This window comes from Streptococcus sp. 32226D021BW (assembly GCF_053545015.1).
In genome coordinates this window covers 1-24,794 of the sequence record NZ_JBPPVC010000020.1, presented here as the reverse complement: position 1 = coordinate 24,794, position 24,794 = coordinate 1, and the positions used below count along the sequence as shown (strand labels likewise).

The 24,794-nt window shown below is 43.4% G+C and carries 17 protein-coding genes and 3 pseudogenes; 3 read left to right on the top strand and 17 right to left on the bottom strand.

Annotated features, from left to right (window positions below; genetic code table 11):
* From ACEE44_RS09810 to trpX, 14 genes and pseudogenes are all read right to left on the bottom strand, one after another.
* The coding region (locus ACEE44_RS09810) for a DUF445 family protein (RefSeq protein WP_449172100.1) at positions 1-839 on the bottom strand (839 nt) is incomplete at its 3' end.
* 2,418 nt (positions 840-3,257) lie between these two features.
* A pseudogene (locus ACEE44_RS09805) lies at positions 3,258-3,392 on the bottom strand (KxYKxGKxW signal peptide domain-containing protein); the annotation flags it as partial.
* Positions 3,393-3,799: 407 nt separating this feature from the next.
* Entirely contained in the window at positions 3,800-4,627 is an 828-nt protein-coding gene (locus ACEE44_RS09800) for a putative RNA methyltransferase (RefSeq protein ID WP_449172096.1), read from the bottom strand.
* 1 nt (position 4,628) lies between these two features.
* Positions 4,629-5,105, bottom strand: coding sequence for a helix-turn-helix domain-containing protein (locus tag ACEE44_RS09795; RefSeq protein WP_449172095.1), 477 nt, complete (start codon positions 5,103-5,105; stop codon positions 4,629-4,631).
* Positions 5,106-5,292: 187 nt separating this feature from the next.
* On the bottom strand, positions 5,293-7,191 hold the full coding sequence (locus tag ACEE44_RS09790) for an ABC-F family ATP-binding cassette domain-containing protein (protein WP_449172094.1): 1,899 nt from the start codon (positions 7,189-7,191) through the stop codon (positions 5,293-5,295).
* Between the two features lie 101 nt (positions 7,192-7,292).
* A complete protein-coding gene (locus ACEE44_RS09785; protein ID WP_449172093.1) occupies positions 7,293-7,658 on the bottom strand; it encodes a hypothetical protein in 366 nt (121 codons plus the stop codon).
* A gap of 10 nt (positions 7,659-7,668) precedes the next feature.
* Positions 7,669-8,364: a M57 family metalloprotease gene (locus tag ACEE44_RS09780; RefSeq protein ID WP_449172092.1), complete on the bottom strand. Its 696-nt coding sequence runs from the start codon at positions 8,362-8,364 to the stop codon at positions 7,669-7,671.
* A 65-nt stretch (positions 8,365-8,429) separates the two neighbouring features.
* Entirely contained in the window at positions 8,430-9,206 is a 777-nt protein-coding gene (locus ACEE44_RS09775) for an alpha/beta hydrolase (protein ID WP_449172091.1), read from the bottom strand.
* Between the two features lie 60 nt (positions 9,207-9,266).
* Positions 9,267-10,928, bottom strand: coding sequence for a ribonuclease J (locus tag ACEE44_RS09770; RefSeq protein ID WP_449172090.1), 1,662 nt, complete (start codon positions 10,926-10,928; stop codon positions 9,267-9,269).
* Positions 10,929-11,184: 256 nt separating this feature from the next.
* A complete protein-coding gene (locus tag ACEE44_RS09765; RefSeq protein ID WP_449172089.1) occupies positions 11,185-11,589 on the bottom strand; it encodes a hypothetical protein in 405 nt (134 codons plus the stop codon).
* Between the two features lie 5 nt (positions 11,590-11,594).
* Complete coding sequence (locus ACEE44_RS09760; protein WP_449172088.1) at positions 11,595-12,080, bottom strand: prolyl-tRNA synthetase associated domain-containing protein; 486 nt, start codon at positions 12,078-12,080, stop codon at positions 11,595-11,597.
* Between the two features lie 87 nt (positions 12,081-12,167).
* A complete protein-coding gene (locus ACEE44_RS09755) occupies positions 12,168-12,926 on the bottom strand; it encodes an ABC transporter ATP-binding protein (RefSeq protein WP_099831179.1) in 759 nt (252 codons plus the stop codon).
* Positions 12,923-13,789, bottom strand: coding sequence for an ABC transporter permease (locus ACEE44_RS09750; RefSeq protein ID WP_105117426.1), 867 nt, complete (start codon positions 13,787-13,789; stop codon positions 12,923-12,925). The genes ACEE44_RS09755 and ACEE44_RS09750 overlap by 4 nt, the downstream gene beginning before the upstream one ends.
* 14 nt (positions 13,790-13,803) lie before the next feature.
* A complete protein-coding gene (gene trpX, locus ACEE44_RS09745; RefSeq protein ID WP_449172099.1) occupies positions 13,804-14,802 on the bottom strand; it encodes a tryptophan ABC transporter substrate-binding protein in 999 nt (332 codons plus the stop codon).
* Positions 14,803-15,459: 657 nt separating this feature from the next.
* Here trpX and ACEE44_RS09740 point away from each other — a divergent pair.
* Positions 15,460-17,118, top strand: a complete 1,659-nt coding sequence (locus ACEE44_RS09740; RefSeq protein ID WP_449172087.1) for an Rqc2 family fibronectin-binding protein — start codon at positions 15,460-15,462, stop codon at positions 17,116-17,118.
* Positions 17,119-17,216: 98 nt separating this feature from the next.
* Here the strand turns inward: ACEE44_RS09740 and ACEE44_RS09735 are convergent, their stop codons facing one another.
* The gene (locus ACEE44_RS09735) at positions 17,217-17,630 is read right to left on the bottom strand and encodes a YfhO family protein (protein ID WP_449172098.1); all 414 of its coding nucleotides are present in this window, start codon (positions 17,628-17,630) and stop codon (positions 17,217-17,219) included.
* A 38-nt stretch (positions 17,631-17,668) separates the two neighbouring features.
* Between ACEE44_RS09735 and ACEE44_RS09730 the strand changes: the two genes are divergently transcribed.
* Positions 17,669-19,918, top strand: coding sequence for a Spy0128 family protein (locus ACEE44_RS09730; RefSeq protein WP_449172097.1), 2,250 nt, complete (start codon positions 17,669-17,671; stop codon positions 19,916-19,918).
* A gap of 177 nt (positions 19,919-20,095) precedes the next feature.
* On the opposite strand, the pseudogene ACEE44_RS09725 reads toward ACEE44_RS09730, so the two are convergent.
* Positions 20,096-20,302, bottom strand: a pseudogene (locus tag ACEE44_RS09725) (transposase domain-containing protein); the annotation flags it as partial.
* Positions 20,303-20,362: 60 nt separating this feature from the next.
* Between ACEE44_RS09725 and ACEE44_RS09720 the strand changes: the two are divergent.
* Positions 20,363-20,947 (top strand): annotated as a pseudogene (locus ACEE44_RS09720) (transposase); the annotation flags it as partial.
* Positions 20,948-21,223: 276 nt separating this feature from the next.
* Here ACEE44_RS09720 and ACEE44_RS09715 read toward each other — a convergent pair.
* Positions 21,224-24,794 (bottom strand): mucin-binding protein (locus ACEE44_RS09715; protein WP_449172086.1); only part of this gene is annotated, 3,571 nt, incomplete at its 5' end.

Below are 24,794 nucleotides of genomic sequence, written 5' to 3'. Positions count from 1 at the left end.
GACTCTGATACGGATTCGGAAATTGACTCAGAGACTGACTCGCTGACTGATTCTGAGATGGATTCTGAAACGGATTCTGAGATGGATTCTGAAACAGATTCAGATACAGATTCTGAAATGGATTCGCTTACTGATTCTGAGATTGATTCTGAAACTGACTCGCTTACCGATTCTGAGATTGATTCTGATACAGATTCGGAAATCGACTCTGATACTGATTCGGAAATGGATTCTGATACTGACTCAGAGACTGACTCGCTTACTGATTCTGAAATTGATTCTGATACAGATTCGGAAATCGACTCTGATACTGATTCTGAAATGGATTCTGATACTGACTCAGAGATTGACTCAGATACCGATTCAGAAATGGATTCGCTTACTGATTCTGAGATTGATTCTGATACTGACTCGCTTACCGATTCTGAAATGGATTCTGATACAGATTCGGAAATCGATTCTGATACTGACTCAGAAATTGATTCAGATACCGATTCTGAAATGGATTCTGATACGGACTCAGAGACTGACTCGCTTACTGATTCTGAGATGGATTCTGATACAGATTCTGAAATCGACTCTGATACTGACTCAGATACTGACTCGCTTACTGACTCTGAAATGGATTCAGATACAGACTCAGAGACTGATTCTGAAACTGATTCTGAGATTGACTCAGATACTGATTCTGAGATTGATTCAGAAATTGATTCTGATACTGACTCTGAAATGGATTCTGAAATGGATTCTGAAACTGATTCACTTACTGATTCTGAGATGGATTCAGATACTGATTCTGAGATTGATTCCGAAATGGATTCTGATACTGACTCAGACACTGATTCTGAGATTGATTCAGATACTGACTCAGAGATTGATTCAGAAATGGATTCTGATACTGACTCAGAAACTGATTCTGAGATAGATTCAGAAACGGACTCTTTTACTGATTCGGAGACGGACTCGGAAACGGACTCTTTTACTGATTCGGAGACGGACTCAGAAACGGACTCTTTTACTGATTCGGAAATAGACTCAGAGACAGATTCTCTTACTGATTCTGAAATAGACTCGGAGACGGATTCTCTTACTGATTCTGAAATAGAATTTGAAATTGATTCTGAATTTGATGTTGATTCAGAATTAGATAGTGACTCAGAGTTTGAGATAGATTCTGAATTTGATGTTGATTCTGAGTTAGAAGTTGATTCAGATTCAGACAAGGACAATGAGTTAGAGTTTGAAAGCGACTGAGACTCTGATTGATCTACTGTATACCAATGAGTTGTCTCATTCACAGAGGTAGACAAAGGATTTCCTAAACCATATTGAGTTCCATAATCTCCCACACCAGTCGAACTAGAGCCAGGCGTCCAAAGCCCCCAGTTACCAGCTCTATCCAACGACTGTCTTCCAAAGTAAAACCTGCCATATTGAGTCCCACCTTGAGCTGCTCCCCCTGTCCAGTACCCGATTAAACGCCAATTTTGAGCTGGACTAGTGTAGAAGACCATAATACGTTGCCCATTGTAAGTGGTCGTTGTATAACTTGGTTCAATAGTCGAATAAGTATTATAATTAGTCCCTGATGTTGAAGTCGAAGCTTTTATCTCACTTGTTTCAAATATCTTGATAAATCCAGTCGTATCTGTACCATTCCAATCAACTGTACCTGTATAGGTTGGATCACGATAATATAAACTTCTTTTGATTGTCCCTTGATCATCAATGACTGTAATCAAGGTTTTCGTTCCCTGTTCTTCAACCTTAGCGTGCATATAGGTAGTACCTGGAGTCAAAGCTCTGGTTGAAGTGGCATTTGTGGTCGTGGAATGGTCATAACCAACAAATGAACGAACGCCAGATGGTGTCACTGTTTGACCACCAATTGTCATGACAGAATAGGTAGCAATAATGGTACCGTCTGTTGTTTTATAATAGGTGGTATTTAGTGTATATGTTGGCACCAATGTAGTCCCATATACATTAGCCGAGCTGGTACTAAACCTTAATCCACCAGGAATTCCTGAAGCTGTTGCCAAGGAAGTGTCATAGGTAATAGTAATTGGTGAGTTATCAGTATCTAGAGTGCTTGGATAAGTAAAGGTTGCACTAGATCCAGGATCAATTTTATAAGACTCTAATACTGTGCCAGTTTTACTTACCAATTCTGCCAGTACTGTGTAAGTACTTGGATCTTCGTCTAATGAATAGCGAATATAAGCATTTAAAGCTGTACCGCCTGAACTCTTATGGTTTTGATCATAAGTATCTGTTGCTGTATAACTAAATGTATGCCAACCAGCTACACTTGTACTAGCATATGGCGATGAAAATGTCAAATCAGTCACTTTCGCCCCTTTAGCATCTGTCATTTCAGGGGTTGCCGTTGAAAGTGTATCAACTAAGATACCCTCACCCTCGCCAACTTTAAGCGTTGCTGTCGTTGAAGTATTAAGAGCAAAAGTAATCACTCCGTCTTCATCATTTTCCAACAACAAAAGACCAATTGCTTGGTTGCTTGCTTGCAAACTGCTGATAATGGTAGCAAGGTCAGCCGCAGTTGCATCCGCATCTCCTAAGATGGTTTGAGCCAACAGCAGCTGATCACGACTGGTTCCAATTGCAGTTAGCAAGGCTTGACTTGGTGCAGTTTGGTTACTTGCGATTTGCACTAAAACCTCTGCTTCCGAAACAACTTGCTCTAAGGTTTGCTTTTCTTCTGCTACAGTTGTAGCGCCTGTTTCGCTCGCACTGGTTTCCGAACCTGTTTCACTTGCTGATGATTCACTTGTACTGGTTTCAGAGCTTGTAGAACTTGATGGCGTAGTCGATGCTGATTCAGATTCCGAATGTGATACAGAAGTTGATTCTGAAACAGAGAGCGACTCTGAAGCCGATTGACTTTCTGAGTTCGATACGGACTCTGATGAACTGAGCGATTCAGACTCCGAAATCGATGTCGATTCCGATGCTGAAGTTGACTCAGATTGACTCGCTGATTCGGAAATCGATGCTGATTCCGAGGAGCTTACTGAAATTGAGTCTGAATCGACAACTGTCGTCAACACGACAGTATCTGCTTCTGCCAAGGTTGATGTACTTGTCTCTGATGTCGCGATAACTTCAGAAGCCATAACGGTTTCAACCGCGACATTCCCACCCACAACAGCTCCCGCTGCTGCTAACCCGCGTAACAATTGGCTTGCTGTCATTGAACGTTTTACAGTGGCAAGGTTGACCTCGGCTGAACTTGCCGAAGACTTGCCTCCAATACGCATCAAACCGATTTGCGACATGACTGTCCTCACCCAGTGCTTACCGGATTTATGCATTTTTACACGACTTTTTCGAGATACTTCGGTAATATTGTTCCTGTTTTTTCTGAGCATATATTTTTCTCCTATTATATTACTTTTAAAACCAAAAACACAGCGAGCCACTTCTTGTGTTAATATATAAACTAACTAATGTTTTTAAATTCGATAACCTTTCCATTATACACGACTACATCATATTTTGTCAATGTTATTGAATCGATATATTCACCGAATAACCTTGATTTCGTTTTCAATTTTTCCTAAAAAATGTTTGAAATAGTTTTTGAATTTGCTTTTTTTTTGCGCTTTTTGTTTAGTTTTTTGGAAACGTTTTTACATGTTTTGCAAAATTGAATATCCTATTTTGTGTTATCGAACTCTTTACCTTTCAATACTTTAGTTTTTTTGAGGGGGATCAAAGTACCTTTTGAAAGACATCATAATAAACCGCTTCTGGCATCCAGAGGCGGTTTCATTTTTTATATCGTTCCTACCAAAAGCACTCCCTCAACTGTAATCTCCGTTAATTGCCCCAAATCCAGCTTGGACTGGTCCACTTGGAAAAAGAGGGGTGTCATGTCTGCCAATACTTGGGCATGAGCGACAGTTATGGGCATGGTTCGACTGACTAGCACTTGCTCCACCTGCCCCAGGTAAGACTTGAAATGGTCCACGATATCCTGGTTGTCATAGGATTCCTTGCGGAGTTGGTCTTTGGCTAAATGGCGGAGCTCCTTGAGGTGATTGGGACCTGGGACCAGCTTGAGAATAGCCCCACCAGCTTTCAGCACTCTGGCAAATTCCTGATAATTAGCTGGGGAGAAGATGTCCAAGATCCCGTCAATGGTCTTGTCTTGAATGGGTAACTTGGTCAAGTCACCGACAAACCATTTGACCGACTTGGTCCTGTCAGATTTGGCTGCTAGGAGAATAGAATCCTTGGAAATATCAAAAGCAAGAATGTCCAAGTCCATTTTCTCGGCTAATTTGCGGGAATAAAAGCCCTCTCCACAGCCGATGTCCAAGACAGACCGCAATCCCAGCTCTGCTATTTTTCCCTCCAAAGCCTCGTAGAGATGGTCGTAATAGCCCGCCTCTAAAAAGGCCTGGCGGTTTTCAAAGCTAGACTTGTGGTAGTTGGCGGACTGCTTGACCTGGGGTGCTAGGTTGACATAGCCCTGCTTGGCGATGTCAAAGGTGTGGCGGTTGGGGCAGCGAAGACTGCTCTGGTCAAGACCAAGAGCCTGCCCACAATGTGGACAGGCGAAAAATTGGTCGCTATTAGCAAAACGTTGGTGTTTGATCATCTTATTTGTATTCTTTTCTAAAGCGATGCAGGGCTAGTCCTGATAGGAGCGTGGCAATGGATCCTGTAAAGACCAGCAAGTAGCCGACTGGAACGAGATAAAAATTTTCATGTAGAATGCCCTCGGCATCAATATACTCGACCGAGTTTGCCTTGATGACAAAGCAGACGAATCCGAGAAGCATGAGAAAACTACCAATTATGGTAATGGTCAGGTGCATCTGGGTACGGCGGCCTTCACGACCGTCTTTTACAAGTTTTTCTGTCATGTTGTTCATGTCAGTTCCTCCTAAGATAAGGTGATCTAAGGAGATCGAAAAGACAGAGGACATGAGAATCAAGAGCTCCAAGTCAGGCAGATTTTTGTCATTTTCCCAGTTGGAAACGGCCTGCCTGGTCACATTGAGTTTGAGGGCAAACTGCTCTTGAGTTAAGCCTTTCTTTTTTCGTAAGTCTTTGATTTGCTGTCCAAAGTTCATTTCTTTCTCCTTTCAGGAACCTGTCTGGCAGGTCCTGATTTTATCTTAGCTTGTTGCCCGATGTTTGCCAAGAAAGACTGGCTTGCTCTGGACTTTTTTAGCGAAAGGTTATCTTGCTAACTCCGCAAGACTGGCTTGCAAGCTTGTTCTATCAAGGGTTTGAACCTATTGTCAACTCCCTGTCAACCTAACCCATCTGCTCGGATAATACTTCCCATTCTTCCATAAGGCTTTCTTGTTGGGCTGTCAGTTGGTCGATTTCTTTCTGGTAATCGGTCAGCTGGCCGATGTCGTTGGTTTCTAGCATGGCTTGGTTGAGCTCGCTTAGGCGGTTTTCGATGTTCTCAATTTCTGCCTCAATTTGCTCGATGCGGCGGGCCAGTTTGCGTTGCTCTTTTTGGTTTTCCTTTTGGGCTTGATAGTCCATTGCTCCGGCTGATTGGCTGGTGGTTTCTAGCTGGTCAGGCTGGACTTCTACTTCCAGCTCTGCCTTTTTCTCCAAATAATAATCATAGTCGCCCAGGTAGAGCGTGGAGCCCGTTTCCGAGATTTCGAGGACCTTGGTGGCGACGCGGTTGATGAAATAACGGTCGTGGCTGACAAAGAGCAGGGTGCCGTCAAAGTCGATGAGGGCATTTTCCAGGACCTCCTTGCTGTCAATGTCCAGGTGGTTGGTCGGCTCGTCGAGGATGAGGAAGTTGTTGTTTTCCATGGACAGCTTGGCGAGGAGCAGGCGGGCTTTTTCCCCACCAGACAGCATGGACACGGACTTTTTGACGTCATCACCTGAGAAGAGGAAGGCTCCAAGGCGGTTGCGGATTTCCATTTCAGGTGTGGTCGGAAAAGCTGACCAGAGCTCCTCCAAGACGGTGTTGGAAGGTGTCAGGGCCGACTGGATCTGGTCGTAGTAACCCACCTCCACATTGGCACCGAGCTTGGCTTCCCCTTTGATAAATGGCAGAGCTCCGATGATTGATTTGAGCAGGGTTGTTTTTCCGATTCCATTCGGGCCGACAATGGCAATAGCATCGAGTTTCCGTTGGTCAATGGAAATGGGCTGAGACAGGATATCTCCATCGTAGCCAACCGCAGCATTTTCCACTGTCAAAACGATATTTCCAGAAGTCTTGTCCGACTGGAAGGTCATGTTGGCAGACTTCTGACCAGTTGTTGGCTTGTCCAATCGATCCATCTTTTCCAACTGCTTGCGTCTAGCCTGAGCGCGCTTGGTGGTCGAAGCACGGACGATATTTTTCTGGACAAAGTCTTCTAACTTGGCAATTTCCTTCTGTTGCTTTTCATAGTTTTGCAATTCCGTTTGCAACTTCTGCTCTTTGAGCTCGACAAACTGAGAATAATTACCCACATAACGGTCCAAGGAATGCTTGGTCAAGTCCAGCGTTATGGTCGCCACCTTGTCCAAGAAATAGCGGTCATGGCTGACGATAATCAAGGCTCCCTTGTAATGCACGAGGTAGTTTTCCAACCAAGCAATGGTTTCAATGTCTAGGTGGTTGGTAGGTTCGTCCAACACCAAGAGTTCTGGGCTTTCAAGCAGCATTTTTGCCAGAGCCAGTCGAGTATTCTGACCGCCAGAGAGTTCGGAGATTTTCATATCCCACATGGTCTGGTCAAACTTGAAACCGTTCAAAATGGCACGAATATCCGCCTCATAGCTAAAACCACCTGCCAGACGAAATTCCTCCGACAGACTATCATAGGTCTTCATGAGCTGGTCGAGTTCATTACCAGAAAGACTGCCCATTTGCTCTTCCATAGACCGCAGGCGTTTTTCTGTCATCCGCAGATCGTCAAAAACATGAAGCATTTCATCGTAGATAGTATTTTCCGACTCAAAACGGCTGTCCTGTGCCAGATAGGAAAGGGATAAATCACGCTTGGTTGAAATGTCACCGCTTGTCGCTGCTTCTTCACCGACAAGGATTTTGAGCAGAGTAGACTTGCCTGCTCCATTTTTTCCGACAAGGGCAATCCGATCCCGCTCGTCCACTTGAATGTTGATATTGTTAAATAATACTTCGCCCGCAAATGAGCGTTCAATCTTGTTTCCACTTAGAATAATCATAAAAATATTGTACCATAATTTAGGGTAACAGTGCGGAATCCTTTTTCTGATTTCAGCAAAAAACAGCGACTTTTCAGCCACTGTCCTTTTCAAAAAAATATTTAGACCAAACCGCTAAGTAATTCCCTATTCTGCCAAAGTAGATAAAGACCACCACCAATAATAATCAGCATAATGACAAATTTTATCACACCTTTGACAAAGCGAATGGCAACCATCAAGATCATGGACACAATCAGCCAGCCCCAAGCCGAAGAATTGAGCAAGGCTTGCATACTCTCTATGCTCGCCCCTGTCCATGCCTTGATAGGTTCTGGAATTTTATCAAACCAGCTGCTATCTATACCGATTTGTTCCATTATCGAATGACTGGTAGACTGCAACCATGCAAAAATCCCAGCATTATAGAGAAAGAGCAGAGCTTGCTCTGGGTAACGTTTTATCGTATTCGTAATTGTTCGAAACATATTTTCCCTTCTATTCTGAATACAAGGCCACTACGGCATCAATATCTGTTTGCTGAATACCATGATTAGAACCGGCCGATTCCATAACAGAAGCCTGACTATCATCATGATCCAAACCAATGGCATGACCCAATTCATGTTCAGCTGTATGGATAATCCTATCCATATCATAACCATACTCTTCATTCAGCAGATAATAACTATTCAAGCGAACTGTCACCGAACTATAATAATTGGTCAATAAATTGGTCGTTGAATTGGCCTCACCTGCCGCCTGGGTATTGCCATCATTCATCTCTGTTGCAATAATATCCGCCTGATTTGGATCTGTGGTAAGGACTAAGGTAAAGGCACCGGTCGCATTCCAATTGGCAATAGCCGTTTCATAGGCAGTCCTAAATGTTGGATTTTGGGTTTCAATATAGACAGTCGCAGTATTGGTTTCCCAGCGTCCATGGTCAGCTGTATTAACCGTATCAGTCGTCAGGTGTTTAATGGTATCAACACCCTCTTCAATACTGACCTCGGATTGACCTTTGACCATCAATTGTACTTCCTGAGCCAAAGTTTGTAGCATCTGTGGCGCAGCTTCCTGTTGAAAATAGAACAACATCCCCAAACCACATGCCATTAAAACCATTGAGAGCCAAACCAAGCTCCAAACTGTTCGCCAGATAAATTTAAAAATTGAAGCAAAAAATTTCATACACTATACCTCACTCTAGAAATAGATTTCAGTATAGAGTTATTTTCTGAAATTTTTCTTAAATTCTAGGACAATCTTTCTTCTAATTTGAAATCAATGGGCAGCCAAGCCAAGACTTTCTCAATCTGCTGGTTCCAATAATACCACTCATGTTTACCAGGTCCGAAACTTGCCTCTATATCAAATCCCTGTTCTTCCAGCTCTCGAACTGCTTTTTGATGCCCCTCAAATAGAAAATCCTCATCACCACACCAGGCATAAAATTTAGTCTTCTTGTCCGAAAGTCTACAAAAATTGGTCAAAAGATTTGGATTTTCTGGGTCATTGAAATCTCCAAAAACACCCTTCCAATAGTCAGGACTACCTAATTCCAAGGCAGATGGACTGGTAAAATCAACCTGTAAGGCTCCTGAAAGTGAGGCGGCGTAAGAAAAGCGATTGGTCATCATGGCAATCTTGAAAGTCCCATAACCCCCCATAGACAAGCCAGCAATGAAATTCTTCTCCCGCTTGTCAGACATATTGGGGAAAAATCGCTTGAGGATTTGAGGCAACTCAATCGCTATGGCATCATAATAATTCATACCATAGGTGGTATTGGTGTACCACCCCTTGTCTGTATTGACCATAACAACAATCAGATTAGTATAACGGACCAAGCGTTCAATAGTCGACCGATTGAGCCAGGAATCCTGATTGCCTCCCATTCCGTGCAAGAGATATAGGACAGGAATGTCGTTATCATCAGGATTTTCCACACGATTTCGGTCGGGATATAAAACCGTGACCTGTCTGGACATATCCAAAACTTCAGAATGGTATTCAATTTTCATAATTGCCATATGTTTCTCCTTATGTAGAAAGAGCCTGGGTTGCCCTGGGCTCTTTGCATTTATAAAACTCTATTTCACTTCCATAATCACCGGCAAAATGGCTGGGCGACGTTTGGTTTGGTCAAAGAGGAATTTAGCTAAGTCATCGCGAACAGCACTCTTGAGTTCTGTCCAGTCAAAACTATCCTTGGTGAAGTAATTTTCCACCGTTGCATTAACCAAATCTGATGCCTCACGCAAGATATCCTTGCTCTTCTTGACATAGACAAATCCGCGTGTATTGACCTTGGCCTTGGAAATGATTTTCTTCTCACGGCGGTTGACAGTGATTGCTACGATAAAGATACCGTCTTCTGAGAGGATTTTACGGTCACGAAGGACAATATTTCCAACATCTCCCATGGCATTTCCGTCAATCATGACATCACCAGCAGGAACTGCTCCGCTATGGACAAAATCACCATCTTCATAAGCCATGACATCCCCACGCTTGACGATAATAATATTCTCTGGGAACATGCCGATTTCAAGCGCAGCTTTGGCATGGGCATCTAGCTGACGGTACTCCCCTTGAACTGGGAAGAGATACTTAGGACGGAGGATATTGAGCATGAGCTGCAAATCACGGGCATTACCATGACCAGATACACGCAGGTTTTTAGTAATGGATTTGACCGTTCCACCAGCCTTGTATATCAAGTTTTCAACACGAGCTACGACTGCTTCCTTGGAAATACTTGGTGTCGTAACGATGTAAACCAAATCACCTTCCTTGATTTCGACATAACGGTGGCGACCAATGGCCATCTTACGAAGCCCGTTCAAGGGTTCACCCATCCGGCCCGTTTCCAGGATAATCAATTCATGGTCTTCGTATTTGCCCATGTCCTTCGGCTTGACCAAAAGACGTTCGCTAACCAATCGAAGTTTTTTCAATTGGATAGCGGTACGGACAATATTTTCCACATCGTGCCCCGTCAAAACAACACGACGACCTGTAGCCTCAGCCGCATCAAAGATTTGCTGGATACGGACAATGTTACTTGCTACAGCTGCTACAATCACACGACCTTCGCAGTCTGCAATCGTATTAAGAATTTCTTCGCCTGCTTCATGCATACTTGCTGACTGAACATTGCTATCTGCATTGGCAGAATCCGAAAGGAGAGCTAAAACGCCCTCTGAACCAATTTCAGCCAAACGACCAAAGTCTGTACGATAGAATTTATCAGCAGCTTGGTCAAATTTAAAGTCACCTGTATAAACGATGTTTCCCTGGTCTGTCTTGACAACAATTCCTAAACTCTCAGGAATTGAGTGAGTCGTTTTAAAGAAAGAAACGACTGAATCTCCAAAGTCAATCTCCGTTTCGGCATTGATGATATGGAAATCATTAAACTTCTTGGTTGAATTATTATTCTTGACAATCAATTTTGCCAATTCAATGGTCAAGTGTGAGCCAAAAACAGGAACTTTCACTTTTTCCAATAGGTAAGGCAAAGCTCCAATCGAATCAGCGTGTCCATGTGTCAAAAAGACTCCAGCTACACGGTGCTTGTTTTCTTCCAAATAATCAAAGTTGGGAACAACTACATCAACACCCAACTGCTCATTTTCTGGATACTTGGCACCCGCATCCAATACAAAAATCTGTTCATTGACTTCAGCAATATAGAGGTTTTTTCCGTTTTCACGTACACCACCGAGAGCCATGATTTTTATGCTACTCATTTTTTCTCCTTTTTGGACATCCCACAGGTGTCCAGTTTATTTTTCTTACCAACGGTCCTTGGGAAACCCAAGTCGAATTACAGTCTGCTATGTCGGAGCTCTATTTGCAAAAGACACACCTTGGTTCAAAATTATATTCAACCATCAACGCAACTTTTAAATAGAAATACCTAAATAGCTATCGCTTCTATTATACAATTTTTCAAGAAAATTTACAAAAAACTCTGCTGAAATTCAACAGAGTTCTCTCCTAAAATCAGTAGCCGTGCCCCCTATGTTCCCACTTTCCACCAACATTCCGCACTAAAATCCATTTCCAATCCCGATGAATACTATTTGGTTCCAAGGTTGGTTCTGCCCCTTCAGCGGCTACCTTGAAAGAAGAGGTTAACACTATAGCCTCCTCTGCACCATAGTTTTCAGCCCAGTCATCAAATAACTTTTCATCATCGCCACCGTATCCAATGGTCAATAATTGGCAACTCTTAAAATGCTTATCAAAGTAATCTTGAACGACAACTACAGCATCCTGAATTTCTTTTTCCGAGTATAATTCCGATGCTTCCATCGGCTCAATCTTTGCCTGATAAGCTGCTCCTGTCCGACATCCTACCAAAAATAGACAACAAAACAGACTACAAATAGCTAAACATTTTCTCATCTTTGTTACCCCAAGTCAACAATCGTTGCTGAAAAGCCAATCTCTTCTACAAAACGCAAAACATCTTCTGTCTTTACAAAAATCGTTTTCGTATTAACATTGGGGTGGAAGGTTAGAATGGGTTCAGAAAGGATTTCTTTATCAAAAAAGACTTGAATATCCTTATCAACATTATGTAACAAGCCAAAAACAGATACCGCACCCGTAGGCAAGTGCATTTTTTCCATCAAGCTATCACTCGATGCCATCCGAATGCGGTTGGCTCCCACCAAATCACGAAATTGGTCCATATCTAGTTGCTTTTGATCATCCATAATCAGTAAATAAAATGCAGTCTTTTTCTTATTAGTCAGAAACATGGACTTGGTCCGTACTCCTTCTAACCCTTCAATGTAAGAGTCTGCTTCCTCAGTTGTCCGAGCTGGTGGATGCTCTACAATGGTGTAGTCCATTCCCAAGTCAGCTAAGCTTTCAAAAACCAATTTATCCATAAGGCTACCCCTTGACATATTCAATATATTATACTTCTTTTTAACCAATAATTCAAAGGATAAGAAAAGCCTGGATTGCTCCAGACTTTAGTCAAACAACTTATAATAATCTTCTAGCTTCATCTTGGATTTCTCTTCAGTCGTTTGGTCTTGTATAATCTGACCATTCTTCATGACAATCAAGCGATTACCATGGCGAAGAGCATCTTCCATCTGGTGAGTAACCATGAGGGCTGTCATTCCCTTGGTCGCAATCAATTCATCCGTCAGTTGCATCAAGGATTGGCTAGTTTTAGGGTCGAGAGCGGCAGTATGCTCGTCCAAGAGCAAGAGCTCTGGTTGTTTCAAGCTAGCCATTAACAAACTCAAGGCCTGTCTTTGCCCACCTGATAAAAGCCCTGCTGGTGTGTCCAAATGCTTTTCCAAACCATTTCCCACTCTCGGCAAAAGCTGGGCAAATTCTTCCCTTTCTTGGACCAATCTACGTGGCACCAAGCCTCGCCCCTCACCACGATACTTGGCGATGAGCATGTTTTCTGCCACTGTCATCCGCGGTGCAGTTCCCATTTTAGGATCTTGGAAGACACGAGCCAGATACTTGGCCCGTTTTTCAGCAGGCCAGTTGGTCACATCCTCACCGAGTATGTGGACCGAACCACTTGTCAAGGGCAGGGTACCAGCAATGACATTGAAGAGGGTTGATTTCCCAGCACCATTGCCACCTAAAATAGTAATAAAATCCCCTTGGTAGATGGTCAAATTGACATTGTCCAAAATCACGCGCTCTTCATCAAAACCGTTGGTCACCACCTTGGTGGCATTTTTTAATTCAACAATTGCTTTCATCGTGACAGGCTGGCTCCTTTCAAGACTTTATTTTTCAACTCAGGAACCATGAGGCAAACTGCCAAAATCATGGCTGAGAAGATACGGAGGTAGCTGGTATTGATACCGAGGGAGATAACCACCAAAATCAAGAACTGATAGAAGATGGCACCCACCGCAATGGCCAAGAACCGTTCCAACATGGTCAAATTTCCATACAAGACCTCACCGATAATCAAGCTAGCCATCCCAACTACGATGACCCCGATACCACGGGATACATCCGCATAACCTTCTTGTTGAGCAATCAAGGCACCCGCAAGAGCAATAATCCCATTAGAAAGAATCAAGCCAAGCAGCTCCATTCTGCTGGTATTGATACCAAAACTGCGAGCCATATCTGGATTGTCCCCCGTCGCGATAAAGGCTTGACCCAGGCGAGTATAGAGGAAGAACATCAAGGCTCCAATGACTAGGGCAACACTTCCCAAACCAAGCAAAAGACCATTCACTTGCTCAGAAAAGGGAAGCAAGTCCTGCAATCGACTGGTATTTAATAAGCCTAAATTTGCCCGACCCATGATAAAGAGAATAATGGAGTGACAAGAAGACATGACCAAGATACCTGCCAATAGCGTAGGGATTTTCCCCTTTGTATAGAGCAAGCCTGTGACCAAACCTGCCAAACAGCCTGCCAAAACGGCTGCTAGCGTTGCCAATACAGGATGGACTCCTTGCGTCAATAAGGTAACAGCAACCGCTCCTCCAAGCGGGAAAGAGCCCTCTGTCGTCATATCAGGAAAATTCAGAATCCGAAAGGTAACGAATATTCCCATTCCTAGTACAGCCCATAAAAGAGCCTGTGATACTGTTGATACAATCATAACTTTCCTTTGTTTTATTCGATAACCTTGCTTGCCTTATTGATAATCTCTTCTGACAAGCTGATACCTAATTCTTTTGCAACTTTCTGGTTAACAACGACCGTACCTTCTTTGAAGATTTGGACTGGTGTATCACCAGGATTTGCACCGTCTAAGATTTTCGCAGCCATTTTACCTGTTGCCACACCCAAGTCATATTGGCTGAGGGTTACAGATGCAATACCACCGCCTTCTACCATATCTTCTACGCTGGTGAAAATCGGAGTTTTGGTTTTATTTGCCACAGAAACGACTGTTGAAAATGCTGATGCGACTGTATTATCAACTGGTGTGAAAAGAACATCTGTCTTGCTAGTCGCAACTTCTACTGTGGATGCCAACTCATTGCTTGAAGCAACTGCGTATTCAAGGACAGTATAGCCTGCTTCTTCTGCTGCCGCCTTAAACTCTGCTACTTGAATTTTTGAATTGTCTTCGTTTGAAGAATAGAGGACACCGATTGTTTTTGCCTCTGGTGTGATTTCCTTGATAAGGGAAACAGCGTCTGCTACAGGTGTTTGGTCAGACACACCAGTGATATTCCCACCAGGATTTTTCAAGTCTTTGACCAAGTTGGCTCCGACTGGATCTGTCACTGCCCCCATGATGATAGGCAATTCTGTCGTAGCATTTGCCAACCCCTGTGCAGCAGGTGTCGCGATACCGATCAAGAGCTCATTGCCATTGTCCACCAATTTTTTACTCATGGTCTGAACTTGAGACTGGTCTGCCTCAGCATTCATAAAATCAATGTCCAAATTATCCGTCGTTGAATAGCCTCCCTCTTCCAGTCCAGCCTTGATTCCCTTGTAAATCTCATCTAGTGAATCATGGGTTACAAACTGAAGAACCCCAATCTTAACTTTCTCCGTTGATGTAGATGAATTACTCTGCTCTTTTTGCGTCATAAATAAAGCAGCAACTACCATAACAGTAAGGGCAACAATTGTAGCAAGTAAGTTTTTATTTTTCAACATATTCATTCTCCTTTTAAAAAACACAATTTCCAATCTCTACGTCATCAAAATTTTATTCCACCATCGCCATCGTTTCATCATGATTACCTCGTTTAGATAATAGTCTTTCAGTTTGCTTTTAGTACTAGGCAACGAGCTGCAGGCAGTACTAAAGTACGGCAAAGCGAGTTAACGACGTAATAAAAGATAAACTGAATGACTAAAGGAAAAAGCCCCCGCAGGAAAAAACTTCCTGCGAGGGCGTCAATGACACGGTGCCACCTCACTTATGGGAATTGTCTAGAATCTTCCCATATCTCATCTCCTCTAACAAGGAGTTGCACTGTAAGGTGTGCGGACCGAACTATCATTGTTTTAAGTTCATTTGCGTGACTGTTTTGGCTGAAACCTTCGTTAGCTCTCGTCATAAACAATCCACATCAGCCCATTTCATAAAACTCCGCCACCCATTCTCAGCACCATGGGCTCCCTTAAGACTTCTGCTTTACTACTTCTTCTGATTACAGACGATTATACGGCATCCATCAGTCTTTGTCAATACTTTTGATTAAATTTTCTGAAAACTTTTTATGTTAGTAGGGACTACCTGTCTCATCAAAAACATCAAAATATGATATACTAGACTGAGTTATAGCTATTAGAAAGAGGAAAACCATGTCTTTTGACGGATTTTTTTTACATCACATGACGGCTGAGTTAAAGGCCAATTTAGAAGGTGGGCGGATTCAGAAAATCAACCAGCCCTTTGAACAGGAGATTGTCCTCAACATCCGCAGCAACCGTCAGAGCCATAAGTTGCTCCTGTCTGCCCATTCGGTTTTCGGACGGGTTCAGCTGACCCAGTCGGACTTTACCAATCCCAAGGTGCCCAATACCTTTACCATGATTTTACGAAAATACTTGCAGGGAGCCATTATCGAGGAGATTCGTCAGTTGGACAATGACCGCATTTTAGAATTTTCGGTGTCCAACAAGGACGAGATTGGCGACCATATCCAAGCAACCTTAATTGTGGAAATCATGGGCAAGCACAGCAATATCATCTTGGTGGATAAGTCTGAACAACGGATTATCGAGGCTATCAAGCACGTTGGTTTCTCGCAAAATTCCTACCGGACCATCTTGCCAGGTTCCACCTACATTCGTCCACCGGAGACGCATTCTCTCAATCCTTATACGGTGTCTGATGAGAAATTGTTTGAAATCTTATCGACTCAGGAACTGAGTCCAAAAAATCTCCAACAGCTCTTTCAAGGTTTGGGTCGGGATACGGCTTCTGAACTGGCCAGTCATTTGCAGACAGACCGCCTCAAGAACTTCCGTGCCTTTTTTGACCAGGCAACTCAGCCTAGCCTGACAGACAAATCCTATGCTGCTCTGCCATTTGCCAATAGCCCTGAAAAACAGCCACACTTTGAGAGCCTGAGCAGTCTGCTGGACTTCTACTATCAGGACAAGGCGGAGCGGGATCGGGTGGCCCAGCAGGCCAATGAGCTGATCAAACGGGTAGCCAGTGAGTTGGAGAAAAATCGCAAGAAACTGGTCAAGCAGGAGCAGGAATTGGCGGATACGGAGACGGCGGAGTTGGTGCGACAAAAGGGCGAGCTCTTGACCACCTATCTGCATCAGGTGCCAAATGACCAGCCAAGTGTGCGGTTAGACAACTACTATACGGGCGAGGAGCTGGAGATTGAGTTGGATGTGGCTTTGACTCCTAGCCAAAATGCCCAGCGTTACTTCAAGAAGTATCAGAAACTCAAGGAGGCGGTCAAGCACCTGACCAACTTGATTGAGGAAACCAAGGCGACCATCATCTATCTAGAGTCCGTTGACACCATGCTGGGACAGGCTAGTCTGGCTGAAATTGATGAGATTCGCGAGGAATTGATTGAAACAGGCTATCTCAAGCGTCGCCACCGTGAGAAAATCCATAAGCGCCAGAAACCTGAACGTTACTTGGCGACGGACGGAAAGACCATTATTCTGGTCGGAAAAAATAACCTGCAAAATGATGAGCTGACCTTCAAAATGGCCAAGAAAGGCGAACTCTGGTTCCATGCCAAAGACATTCCAGGTAGCCATGTGGTCATTACCGATAACTTGGACCCAAGTGACGAGGTCAAGACAGACGCAGCTGAGTTGGCCGCCTACTTCTCCAAGGCAAGGCATTCTAACTTGGTCCAAGTCGATATGATTGAAGCCAAAAAACTCCATAAACCAACAGGTGGCAAGCCAGGATTTGTGACCTACCGCGGTCAGAAGACCCTCCGCGTCACCCCAACAGAAGACAAAATAAAATCCATGAAAATCTAGTTCATGGATTTTTCTTATAAAATTTATCAAATTAACTTTATCTTTTAATTATTTTTTCACAAATTATACTATTCGGATGCAATTTATTTCTATTAGATTTAAAGTGACTTATTCTTGATTCTAATTTGAATATAGTATAAAGAAAATAGTGATAAAAGCGAAATAACCGTACCAAGTAACATTCCATTAGGTTGGTAACGTAATTCAATTTCGTGTTCACCTGGTGTTATCGGGAATGAAATCATGCTACCAAGCGATTTCTTAATCGCTACTTCTTTTCCATCTACAAAGGCTGTCCAACCTGAATTGTAGGGGATACTTGTTTGAACAATTTCGTGACCTTCTGCTGCTTGAATGGTCCCTTGAATATTGGTATTGGACCATTTCGTCACTTCAATATTGTTAGACAGATTAGCTTGCAATACCTTTGTAATCTCATTATTATTTGCCCTAACAAGACCAACTCCGTCCAGATTTACATCATCCGTATCAAATCTAAACTCGAGAGTAATCGTATGATAATTCCACCCACAAAGTTTCTGTTTCAGTAATTGAGAAAAATGGTCAATTTGAGGCTACTATAACTTCGAATCCAATAACTTTAAAAAATACTTTTAATACAGTTCCAGCACAAGCTACAATTAGCGCTCAGAAAACCATGTTAGGTAGAGAGCTTGAGGCTGCTGAGTTTGAATTTGTATTGAAAGATTCAAATGGTATAGAGGTTGGTCGCACAACCAATACTGCTGATGGCTCCATTGAGTTTGATAAAATTGATTTTGGTCAAGCAGGAGACTACACCTTTACAATCGAAGAAGTAGCTGGTTCAGTACCTGGAGTAACATATGACAGCTCTGTAAAAACTGTTTCCGTGCACGTTGAAAGTGTAAATGGAAAGCTCCAAGCTCGTATCACTTCAGATCCAGTTACCTTTACAAATAACTATTCAATCAAACCGACCAGTCTTTCGATCACTGCAACAAAAGTATTGACAGGTCGTGAGCTTGTTGATGGTGAGTTTGAGTTTGTACTCAAAGATTCAGAAGGTACAGAAGTTGGTCGTGCAACAAATAATGCTGACGGTTCTATCACTTTCGATGAAATCGAGTTCACTAAAACTGGTGACTACACCTACACTATCGAAGAGGTTGCAGGTTCTGCAACTGGTGTGACTTATGATACAAACGTTAAAACAGTCTCAGTAACTGTCACAGATAATAGCGGTCAACTTGTTGCAAAGGTGACATCTGATGCTGCTAAGTTTACAAACGTATTTGTAGAAGAAACTACAACAACCACTACTTCTGAAGAAACAACTACTTCTGAAGAAACGACGACTTCCGAAGAAACGACGACTTCTGAAGAAACTACAACTTCTGAAGAAACAACTACTTCTGAAGAAACAACTACTTCTGAAGAAACGACGACTTCTGAAGAAACAACTACTTCTGAAGAAACGACAACTTCTGAAGAAACGACGACTTCTGAAGAAACGACGACTTCCGAAGAAACAACTACTTCTGAAGAAACGACAACTTCTGAAGAAACTACAACTTCTGAAGAAACGACTACTTCTGAAGAAACGACGACTTCCGAAGAAACAACTACTTCTGAAGAAACAACAACTTCTGAAGAAACAACTACTTCCGAAGAAACAACTACTTCTGAAGAAACAACTACTTCCGAAGAAACGACTACTTCTGAAGAAACAACTACTTCTGAAGAAACGACTACTTCTGAAGAAACGACTACTTCTGAAGAAACTACTACTTCTGAAGAAACTACTACTTCTGAAGAAATAACTACTTCCGAAGAAACGACTACTTCTGAAGAAACAACTACTTCTGAAGAAACAACGACTTCCGAAGAAACGACTACTTCCGAAGAAACTACTACTTCTGAAGAAACAACTACTTCTGAAGAAACAACTACTTCTGAAGAAACAACTACTTCCGAAGAAACAACAACTTCTGAAGAAACGACGACTTCTGTAGAAACGACTACTTCTGTAGAAACGACTACTTCTGTAGAAACGACTACTTCTGAAGAAACGACGACTTCCGAAGAAACGACGACTTCCGAAGAAACGACGACTTCTGTAGAAACGACGACTTCTGTAGAAACAACCACTTCTGAAGAAACGACGACTTCCGAAGAAACGACGACTTCTGAAGAAACTACAACTTCTGAAGAAACAACTACTTCTGAAGAAACAACTACTTCTGAAGAAACGACGACTTCTGAAGAAACAACTACTTCTGAAGAAACGACAACTTCTGAAGAAACGACGACTTCTGAAGAAACGACGACTTCCGAAGAAACAACTACTTCTGAAGAAACGACAACTTCTGAAGAAACTACAACTTCTGAAGAAACGACAACTTTTGAAGAAACGACTACTTCTGAAGAAACTACAACTTCTGAAGAAACGACGACTTCTGAAGAAACTACTACTTCTGAAGAAACGACGACTTCCGAAGAAACAACTACTTCTGTAGAAACTACAACTTCCGAAGAAACTACAACTTCTGAAGAAACGACGACTTCTGAAGAAACTACTACTTCTGAAGAAACGACGACTTCCGAAGAAACAACTACTTCTGTAGAAACTACAACTTCCGAAGAAACTACAACTTCTGAAGAAACGACGACTTCTGTTACACCTGCTAATGGTGATTCAGCTAAACCTAAGAAATCTAACTCTATCCTTCCAAATACTGGTTCATCTTCATCAATTGCGATCTTGATTGCTGGTTTAGCGGTATTTGCTTCTACTATTTTTTTAAAGAGAAGAAAGTAAAGTGATTTAGCAAAACAATAATGGCTCTTTGTCAACTGTAGTGGGTAGACGAAAAGCTAACACCTAGAGAGGACGAACTTCGTTCTCTCATTTTTTGGCTCTTTGTCAACTGTAACCGCCCAATAACAAAGTATATTGAAAAAGGCTCCAAAGTCCTGTCGACTCTGGAAGCTTTTTCTATTTACATGCCCTCTTAATTTTTTTATCCCATGGAAAATAGGCCTCTAGCACCTCTTTTTTTGTGAGCGTCTCCTCGTTAGGTAAGTGTTCTAGAAAATAGGTCATATATTTCTCTGCATCTAGTCCATGTCGCTTAGCAGTTTCTAAAAGACTCAGAATGACAGCTGTCGACTTGGCTCCCTCAAAACTTTGGGAGAACAACCACCTTCACTTTGTCAATTCTAAGCTTAGGCTGAAACAGTCTATTCCCAGACTGTTTCACTCCCAAATGCCAAGATAGTACTTGACCGCTTTCATATCGTACAACACCTCAGCCGTGCTATGAACCGTGTCCGTATTCAAATTATGAATCAGTTCGACAGAAAATCGCACGAATACCGAGCCTTGAAACGCTACTGGAAATTGATACAACAAGATAGCCGTAAACTTAGTGATAAGCGCTTCTATCGTCCGACCTTTCGCATGCACTTAACTAATCAGGAGATTGTCGCTAGACTAATCAGCTATTCTCAAGAACTACGGGAACATTACGAGCTCTATCAACTCTTGCTCTTCCACTTCCAAGAGAAGCAAGATGACCAGTTTTTTGGACTGATTGAGGAGACGATTTCCAGCGTCAATCCTGTCTTTCAGACAGTTTCTAGAACATTTTTGAAGGACAGGGACAAGATTGTCAACGCCCTAAAACTGCCGTTCTCAAACGCTAAACAGGAAGCTACCAACAATCTCATCAAGGTCATAAAGCGCAATGCTTTTGGCTTCAGAAACTTTGAAAACTTCAAAACTCGCATTTTCATTGCTGTAAACATAAAACGAGAGAAGACAATTCCTGTCCTCTCTCGGTGTTAAATGGGTCGACCTTCTACAGTTGACAAAGAGCCCCCAAAAAGCCGAAAACGAGCAACTCCTAATTGGAATTGCTCGTTTTTTATATGCGAGTGGCTAGTTTTTGCCCAGCCCCTAGGTGTTAGCTTTTCGTCTAACCACTACAGTTGACAAAGAGCCTCTATATGACTAGATATATCAGATAGTAGAACCTCTTACTAAAAGGAAAGCGAATCTTCCCCTTTCTATCGATGCAATCAAATAAATAGGAAGGATAAATTGAAATACAATTGATTATTCTTACTTATTGCGACGACGTTTTCCAACAAGTGCAAGAGCTGCTACAAGCATTGCTGCACCAAGTACAGTTGCTGAAGATGAAGCTTCACCAGTGTTTGGCAATTGGCCTGGAGATGCACTTGAAGGGGTTGCAGGTGTTCCTGGACGAGCTGGTTCAGGAGCAGCTGGGTTCATCGGTTTAGATGGTTCTTCTGGAGTATCTGGAGTAACTGGAATATAGTTGATAATTGTATCCGTTGTTGGATCATTTGGTACTGGTGGTGCTTCATAACCCTTCGTTGGATCTGCTGGATCGACTGGAGTCAATGGAGTTGTACCATCTGGTCCTACTGGGATATAACCTGGGATGTATGGAATCGTTGGAACGTCTGTACCTGGTTTTGTCGGATCATCCGGATTGTTAGGGTAAACAGTTGGTGGAACTTCCACTGTACCTGTTGGTGGTTGTGGAATCCATGAACCAAGTTTCACATAAGTTACTTCTTCTGTGATGTTACCAGTTGTTTCTGTCGCTACAATAGCTTCCGCTGTAGTACTTGGAGCTACTTCAGAGCCATTGTTAGTTGCGCTTTGTGCCAAGTAGCCTGTCACAAGAGGTAATGGATTACCTTCAAGGGTCGCATCGCCGGCCTTAGCTGTCCATGCTTGCCATGTCACTTCACCTGTAACGTGGTTGATTTCACCTGAACGTTCGAAGGTAACAGTGTTGCTTGAGCCTGGTGCAACTTCTACACCTTCTGCCGTGACATAGGTTACAGTACGGCTAATCGTACGGCTCACATCATCAACACCCTTATCAGTTGGCCATTTTGGACCATCTGGATTGTTCGGATCGATCGGTTGACCTGGTTTACCTGGATCAGTTGGAGTGATTGGGCTTACTTTTGGTGTCAACTCGTATGTGAAGTCTTGGGAGTTGCCATCGATGTTATCGAAGGTACCTGTTGGGCTGTAGCCATCACTGTTAACTACGGTGTAGCCGAGGTTTTCGAATTCCTTGATCTTAGCTGCTGGATCATAGCCAAACTCATCTCCTGTCTGACCATTGAGTGCTTCTGTGAATTTAACGGAATTATCGCTAGTATCCACAAATTTCACACTACCTGTTTGAGCTGCTTTCACATACGGAATCGTTGTATCTGTTGTTGGATCATTTGGTACTGGTGGTGCTTCATAACCCTTCGTTGGATCTGCTGGATCGACTGGAGTCAATGGAGTTGTACCATCTGGTCCTACTGGGATATAACCTGGGATGTATGGAATCGTTGGAACGTCTGTACCTGGTTTTGTCGGATCATCCGGATTGTTAGGGTAAACAGTTGGTGGAACTTCCACTGTACCTGTTGGTGGTTGTGGAATCCATGAACCAAGTTTCACATAAGTTACTTCTTCTGTGATGTTACCAGTTGCTTCTGTCGCTTCAACCGCTTCCGCTGTAGTACTTGGAGCTACTTCAGAGCCATTGTTAGTTGCGCTTTGTGCCAAGTAGCCTGTCACAAGAGGTAATGGATGACCGTCAAGGGTCGCATCGCCGGCCTTAGCTGTCCATGCCTGCCATGTCACTTGACCTGTGACGTGGTTGATCTCACCTGAACGTTCGAAGGTAACCGTGTTGCTTGAACCTGGTGCAGCTTCGCCACCTTCTGCCTTGACATAGCTTACAGTACGGCTGATGGTACGGCTCACATCATCAACACCCTTATCCGTTGGCCAGGTTGGACCATCTGGGTTGTTCGGATCAATTGGCTGACCTGGTTTACCTGGATTATCTGGAGTGATTGGGCTCACCTTCGGTGTCAACTCGTAGACGAAGTCTTGAGAGTTGCCATCGATGGTATCGAAGCTACCTGTTGAGCTGTAGTTATCACGGTTGACAACAGTGTAGCCCTGGTTTTCGAATTCCTTGATCTTAGCTGCTGGATCATAACCGAACGCATCTCCTGTCTTACCAGTCAAGGTTTGACGGTGCTTGGTACTGTTATCTGTTGTATCAACGAAGGTCACACTAGCTACTTGTGAAGCCTTGATATATGGAACTGGTGTATCCGTTGATGGGTCACTTGGCACTGGTGGTGCTTCATAACCCTGGGTTGGATCACCTGGAACCTTCGGAACAAGTGGGGTAGAGCCATCAGGACCAACTGGGATGTAGCCTGGGATGTATGGAATCGTTGGAACATCGGTACCTGGTTGGGTCGGATCATCTGGATTGTTCGGGTAAACGGTTGGTGGCACTTCCACTGTACCTGTTGGTGGTTGTGGAATCCATGAACCAAGTTTCACATAAGTGACTACTTCTGTGATGTTTCCGGTTGTTTCTGTCGCTTCAACCGCATCAGCTGTGGTGCTTGGTGCCACAGGGGTGCCATTGTTGGTTGCACTCTGTGCTAGGTAGCCTGACACAAGAGGTAATGGATGACCGTCAAGGGTCGCATCGCCGGCCTTAGCTGTCCATGCCTGCCATGTCACTTGACCTGTGACGTGGTTGATCTCACCTGAACGTTCGAAGGTAACCGTGTTGCTTGAACCTGGTGCAGCTTCGCCACCTTCTGCCTTGACATAGCTTACAGTACGGCTGATGGTACGGCTCACATCATCAACACCCTTATCCGTTGGCCAGGTTGGACCATCTGGGTTGTTCGGATCAATTGGCTGACCTGGTTTACCTGGATTATCTGGAGTGATTGGGCTCACCTTCGGTGTCAACTCGTAGACGAAGTCTTGAGAGTTGCCATCGATGGTATCGAAGCTACCTGTTGAGCTGTAGTTATCACGGTTGACAACAGTGTAGCCCTGGTTTTCGAATTCCTTGATCTTAGCTGCTGGATCATAACCGAACGCATCTCCTGTCTTACCAGTCAAGGTTTGACGGTGCTTGGTACTGTTATCTGTTGTATCAACGAAGGTCACACTAGCTACTTGTGAAGCCTTGATATATGGAACTGGTGTATCCGTTGATGGGTCACTTGGCACTGGTGGTGCTTCATAACCCTGGGTTGGATCACCTGGAACCTTCGGAACAAGTGGGGTAGAGCCATCAGGACCAACTGGGATGTAGCCTGGGATGTATGGAATCGTTGGAACATCGGTACCTGGTTGGGTCGGATCATCTGGATTGTTCGGGTAAACGGTTGGTGGCACTTCCACTGTACCTGTTGGTGGTTGTGGAATCCATGAACCAAGTTTCACATAAGTTACTTCTTCTGTGATGTTACCAGTTGTTTCTGTCGCTACAATAGCTTCCGCTGTAGTACTTGGAGCTACTTCAGAGCCATTGTTAGTTGCGCTTTGTGCCAAGTAGCCTGTCACAAGAGGTAATGGATTACCTTCAAGGGTCGCATCGCCGGCCTTAGCTGTCCATGCTTGCCATGTCACTTCACCTGTAACGTGGTTGATTTCACCTGAACGTTCGAAGGTAACAGTGTTGCTTGAGCCTGGTGCAACTTCTACACCTTCTGCCGTGACATAGGTTACAGTACGGCTAATCGTACGGCTCACATCATCAACACCCTTATCAGTTGGCCATGTTGGACCATCTGGGTTGTTTGGATCAATTGGTTGACCTGGCTTA

Coding starts and splice junctions, on each gene's coding strand:
- ACEE44_RS09790 (WP_449172094.1), bottom strand. CDS start 7,191: ATGATTATTCTAAGTGGAAACAAGATTGAACGCTCATTTGCGGGCGAA.
- ACEE44_RS09755 (WP_099831179.1), bottom strand. CDS start 12,926: ATGAAAGCAATTGTTGAATTAAAAAATGCCACCAAGGTGGTGACCAAC.
- ACEE44_RS09800 (WP_449172096.1), bottom strand. CDS start 4,627: ATGATCAAACACCAACGTTTTGCTAATAGCGACCAATTTTTCGCCTGT.
- ACEE44_RS09780 (WP_449172092.1), bottom strand. CDS start 8,364: ATGAAATTTTTTGCTTCAATTTTTAAATTTATCTGGCGAACAGTTTGG.
- ACEE44_RS09795 (WP_449172095.1), bottom strand. CDS start 5,105: ATGAACTTTGGACAGCAAATCAAAGACTTACGAAAAAAGAAAGGCTTA.
- ACEE44_RS09775 (WP_449172091.1), bottom strand. CDS start 9,206: ATGGCAATTATGAAAATTGAATACCATTCTGAAGTTTTGGATATGTCC.
- ACEE44_RS09785 (WP_449172093.1), bottom strand. CDS start 7,658: ATGTTTCGAACAATTACGAATACGATAAAACGTTACCCAGAGCAAGCT.
- ACEE44_RS09740 (WP_449172087.1), top strand. CDS start 15,460: ATGTCTTTTGACGGATTTTTTTTACATCACATGACGGCTGAGTTAAAG.
- ACEE44_RS09770 (WP_449172090.1), bottom strand. CDS start 10,928: ATGAGTAGCATAAAAATCATGGCTCTCGGTGGTGTACGTGAAAACGGA.
- ACEE44_RS09750 (WP_105117426.1), bottom strand. CDS start 13,789: ATGATTGTATCAACAGTATCACAGGCTCTTTTATGGGCTGTACTAGGA.
- ACEE44_RS09765 (WP_449172089.1), bottom strand. CDS start 11,589: ATGAGAAAATGTTTAGCTATTTGTAGTCTGTTTTGTTGTCTATTTTTG.
- ACEE44_RS09760 (WP_449172088.1), bottom strand. CDS start 12,080: ATGGATAAATTGGTTTTTGAAAGCTTAGCTGACTTGGGAATGGACTAC.